This is a genomic window from Sphingomonas sp. (genome assembly GCF_019242355.1).
Classification (GTDB): Bacteria; Pseudomonadota; Alphaproteobacteria; order Sphingomonadales; family Sphingomonadaceae; genus Sphingomicrobium.
On record NZ_JAFAVR010000042.1, the window covers coordinates 1 to 4,081 of the forward strand.

The 4,081-nt window shown below is 65.6% G+C and carries 2 protein-coding genes; both read right to left on the reverse strand.

Translation table 11 applies throughout. From position 1 onward, the window contains the following. Positions 1–1,129, reverse strand: a 1,129-nt coding sequence (locus tag JOZ79_RS01805) for a Plug domain-containing protein (RefSeq protein WP_294069778.1), incomplete at its 3' end; no start/stop codon positions are given. Between the two features lie 72 nt (positions 1,130–1,201). Next, positions 1,202–3,871 carry a BTAD domain-containing putative transcriptional regulator gene (locus JOZ79_RS01810; protein WP_294069782.1) on the reverse strand — a complete coding sequence of 890 codons (2,670 nt, stop codon included), beginning with the start codon at positions 3,869–3,871 and terminating at the stop codon, positions 1,202–1,204. Between the last annotated feature and the right edge of the window lie 210 nt (positions 3,872–4,081).

A 4,081-nucleotide genomic window follows, 5' to 3' on the forward strand; every position in this document is an offset into this window, starting at 1 on the left:
CAAGTTCGAACAGATCCTGATGATAGTCGAGGGTGTTGAGCGCGAACTCGCCCCCGATTTCAGTTCGGAAGCCGAACAGCGCATCGCGGCTCCAGGTCGCCCGGCCGAGCGTCTCGTTACGGTGGGATCGCGTGAGCTGCTGGGAGCCGCCGACGATCTCCGTGTGGCCAAGATTGCCGGCGTCATATTCGTCAAGCGTGGTCTTGTGCTGACGATTGGCGAGCCCGACGAACTTCAGCGCGCCGCCCGCGAGGGGCCGCGTAAAATCGCCACCCAGCTCGAAGATCCTGGTCTTGTAGTCCTCGACCAGGCTGTCGTCGTGCACCGCGTCGTCGGTCGGGATGACGTGATTGTCCTGGTGCAGATAGAAAGTGCTCGGCTGGAACCGGGCATTGAGGTGAAATGAGTCGTCGTTCGCCTTCTCCATCGCCCAGCTTCCGGACAGATAGGGGTCGTGCGGGTGAATGCTGTTGAACTTGCGCCGATACTCGAGGACTTCGCCCGTCTGGGCATCGGTGACGCGGTCGTAGCCTTCCTCGAAATAATCGGTGCGCGCCGTGTCCGCGGCGAGGTTGAAGGTCGAGGGGCCGCGGCTGAAGCTTACCGAGCCGCTCGCGCTCGGGATGATCTTGCCCATCCAGTGACGCACCGCGCTGACCGTGATGTTGCCCGCAGTCCCGCCACCTTCCTTCAGGATCAGGTTCGCGACCTGGGTCTTGCTCGAATAGTCGGCGCCGTAGAGGTCGCCCGGTCCGACCTCGACGCGGATGACCCGGCTTGCGGGAATGCGGCTCAGGAGCACGTCGAGAGTCTCCGACTTGCTGACCGGCCTTGCCCCGTTGAGCACGACGTTTCCGGCTGTCCCCGCGAAGCCACGGACGTCGACGCCTGTGGACGCCGCGCTATTGCCAAGATCGAGCGTGAAGCCGGGGATGCGCTGCACGATGTCGTAGGCGGTGCGAGGAGCATATTGGGCGAAGAAATTCGCGTCATAGGCCGTCGTCCGGCTGCCCTGCGTCGGCACCGCCCTGGGCGTTTCCCCGGGACTGGCCGGCTGAGCCGATGCCGGATCGCCGATCAGCGCAATAGCCGCGACGCTCACGAGCAGGCAGATGGTCGAACGGGGCATGACGCGCGGACTCCGATGGGGGCAACGGAGCGGTGGTGCGCGCCGGCCGTCATGCCGGTCGCGGAAAAATCGTCAATTCTTCGTCAAAAGCGTCCTTGGATCGCTGATCCAGGCCTCGCGGGAGAGGGGCGGCAAGCCAACCTTGCCGCGTTCGCCATTCACTGCCAGGCGCACACGATCCTCAATGGCCGGAAAGCGCGCATCGCTCGCCAGCGAACCGAAGGCAGCGTCGTATCGAAGGGCGAGGGCGGGGATACTGACGAGCTGGATCGGATTTCGACGCGACCGATAGTCGAGGCTTCGGAGCGCCGCTTCCCGATCGCCTCTGAGGGCGGCAAGCTGACTCAGTGCGAGTAACTTCTGCTCACCGAGAAGCCCAACGGACGGGAGCCGTTCGGCTCGCTGGGCAAAGATGCGCAAAAGCTTTTGCGCCTCCGCATTTCGGCCACGGTTGCGCAGAGCGACGATCATCTCCGGCACCGCAACGTCGTCACTGTCCCCCGCCGCCCGGTCGCCAAGCGGCCGATCGCGGTCCCAGAAGCGAACCAGCGTATCCGAATGCCCGGAAGCGACCAGTAGCGTGGCAGTGCTCCACCATCCCGACTGGTTCCAGAATCCAGGTCCGAGTGCGTCGGCCGCGCGAGCGAGCCCGGGCATGTCGCGGGACAATACCGCGGTCGCAAGCGGATCGTCCGCCATCAGGGGAATTGCGCGACGCGATTCGCCCATCTCGGCCAGCGTCGCCGCGAGATTGAGCCGCATCTGTCGCTCATCCGGATAAGCGCGATAAAGCGCCTCGGCTGTCCTAAGCTCGCCGCTGAGGTCGTTCCGGAGCTTTTGCAGCGACAGGATGATCAGCTGCTTGGCGTGCGGATCGGTGCTGAGCGTCAGGAATCGCCGGGCGTCCGCATCAGCCTCGTTCCGGCGTCCCACCAAATAAAGCGCTCCGATCAGATGATCGTAGCTCAGTCCCCACAACGGATCGATCTCGACGGCGCGTTTGTATTCCGCGATTGCATCGTCGTACCGATTGACGGCCATCAGCGTCTCGGCATGCCAGCGATGGAAATCCGCTCGTTGCGGGCTGAGCTCGACGGCCTTGCGCATGTAGGGCTCGGCACTGCCGTCGAGTCGTAGCGACAGGAAGCCGAGCGCGGCGTAGGCATCGCCGAGATTCGGATCGAGCGAGACCGCCTTCCGCGCGAAGGGCTCCGCCGCAGCGCGAGCCTGAAGGAACGGGATGGTGCCGTAGGCCGTCGGGTGATCGCTTCGAAGCATGATCACCTGGGCCAGCTCGGCATAGGGCGGCGCATAGCCGGGATCGAGCCGGATCGCTTCACGGAGCCGCTTATCGGCTTCCATCAGCGTCAGCTGCCGGCGCTCCCGCGCAAGCTGCCGAGCGGACAGGTATAGCGCGTAGACTTCCGGCGAGGTGCGATGTTGCGCGGCCGGCGCGAAGGAGCGCGACAGGCGTGCAGCGACTGCGGCCGCGATGTCGCCCTGGACCGCGAAGATGTCGCCCGATCGCCGCTCGTACCGCTCGGACCACAATTGCGCGCCGTCGGACACCCGGGTGAGGCGAACGATCACCAGGACACGATCCCCGGCGCTCTGCACGGACCCGTCGAGCAGATGCGTGACTCCCAGCCTGCGAGCGATCTCGAGCGAATTGGGGCTTTCGCCGATCTGTTCGGCAGTGATCCGGCCGAGGATGCGCAATCGCGGCTGATGCGCGAGCAGGTCCAGAACCTCGTCCGAAACGCCCGCCGCGAAGAAATCCTGCTTTTGCCCGACATCCTCGAAGGGGAGGACAGCCACGGTCGGTGTCGCGCCGGCGGAAGGTCGGCCGAAGCCAGAATAAAGGCCGGCGGCCGCGGCGGCGAGAAGCGCGACGGCCACCACGGCCATTATCCAGCGTCGGGCCAGGCCGGCCGTTCGCATCATCGCCGGACGCGCCTCATGTTCGCTTTGTGCCTCCGAGGCTGGGACCGGCGCACTCTTGCCGGTTGCCAGCAGGGCTTCGGTGGCCGCCGAGGGCGCAATTCCGAGCTGGTCGCTCAGCCGGCTTCTGAATCGCGCGAAGCGTCGCGTGGCCGCGGCGCGATCTCCGGCTGCGAGGTCCGCCCGAACCCCGAGCTGGGCGACCCGTTCGTCGACCGGATCGAGCCGCTCGAGCTGGTCGGCGATATGCCGCGCGGGGGTCGCCTTGCCTGACTCCAGGGCTGCCTGACCAAGAGCCGCCGCTTCACCGACGATGCTCGCCGCAAGACGCGTGCGCTCGTCGCGAAGCCATTCGTCGAATTCCGGCGTGATATCGTCGAGCGTGCCGAGGAGGGGGCATTCGATCCGCTGCAGCGCATCGGCAAGTCCGGCGGCATCCGCGTCCGCGATGCGCCGCAGAATCGTCGTGACATCGCTCGGCAATGTCTTGGGTCCAAAGGTGATGGACTCGCGGTCTGCGGTGATGAACCCGCGACCCGCGAGCTGCCGAAGTTCGTACAGGGCCTGGCGAACGCTCGCCTTGGCCTGCTCCTCGCCGCGGTCACCCCACAGAAGCTCGGTGATCCGCGACCGGGTGACGGCCCCTTTCGACAAGGCAAGAAGCGCCAGCAGGGCGCGAGTCTTGCGCGCTCGCGGCGTGAAATCATCTCCCGCCGTGTTGGCGAGGCGCACGGCTCCAAGCAGTTCGAGCCTGAGCTCGCTGGACCACAAGATTTCGCGGCTTTGCCCCTGATCGGCCATTCAGGTGTATGACATAGCTAGGGCAGTGCGGCTTGGCGAGTCAGTGGCATCGCCAGTGATGCCGCGGATCGGCGTTGTTTGCAGGTTACCCGCCGTGCGCGAGGACCCATTGCTTTTCGGCCTGAAGCCATCTCAGTCGCTGATGCGCCCAATCGTTCGGGCTCAATGCTTGGGGATCCACCAGCCACCGGTCGCGCTCGGCCTTGTAGG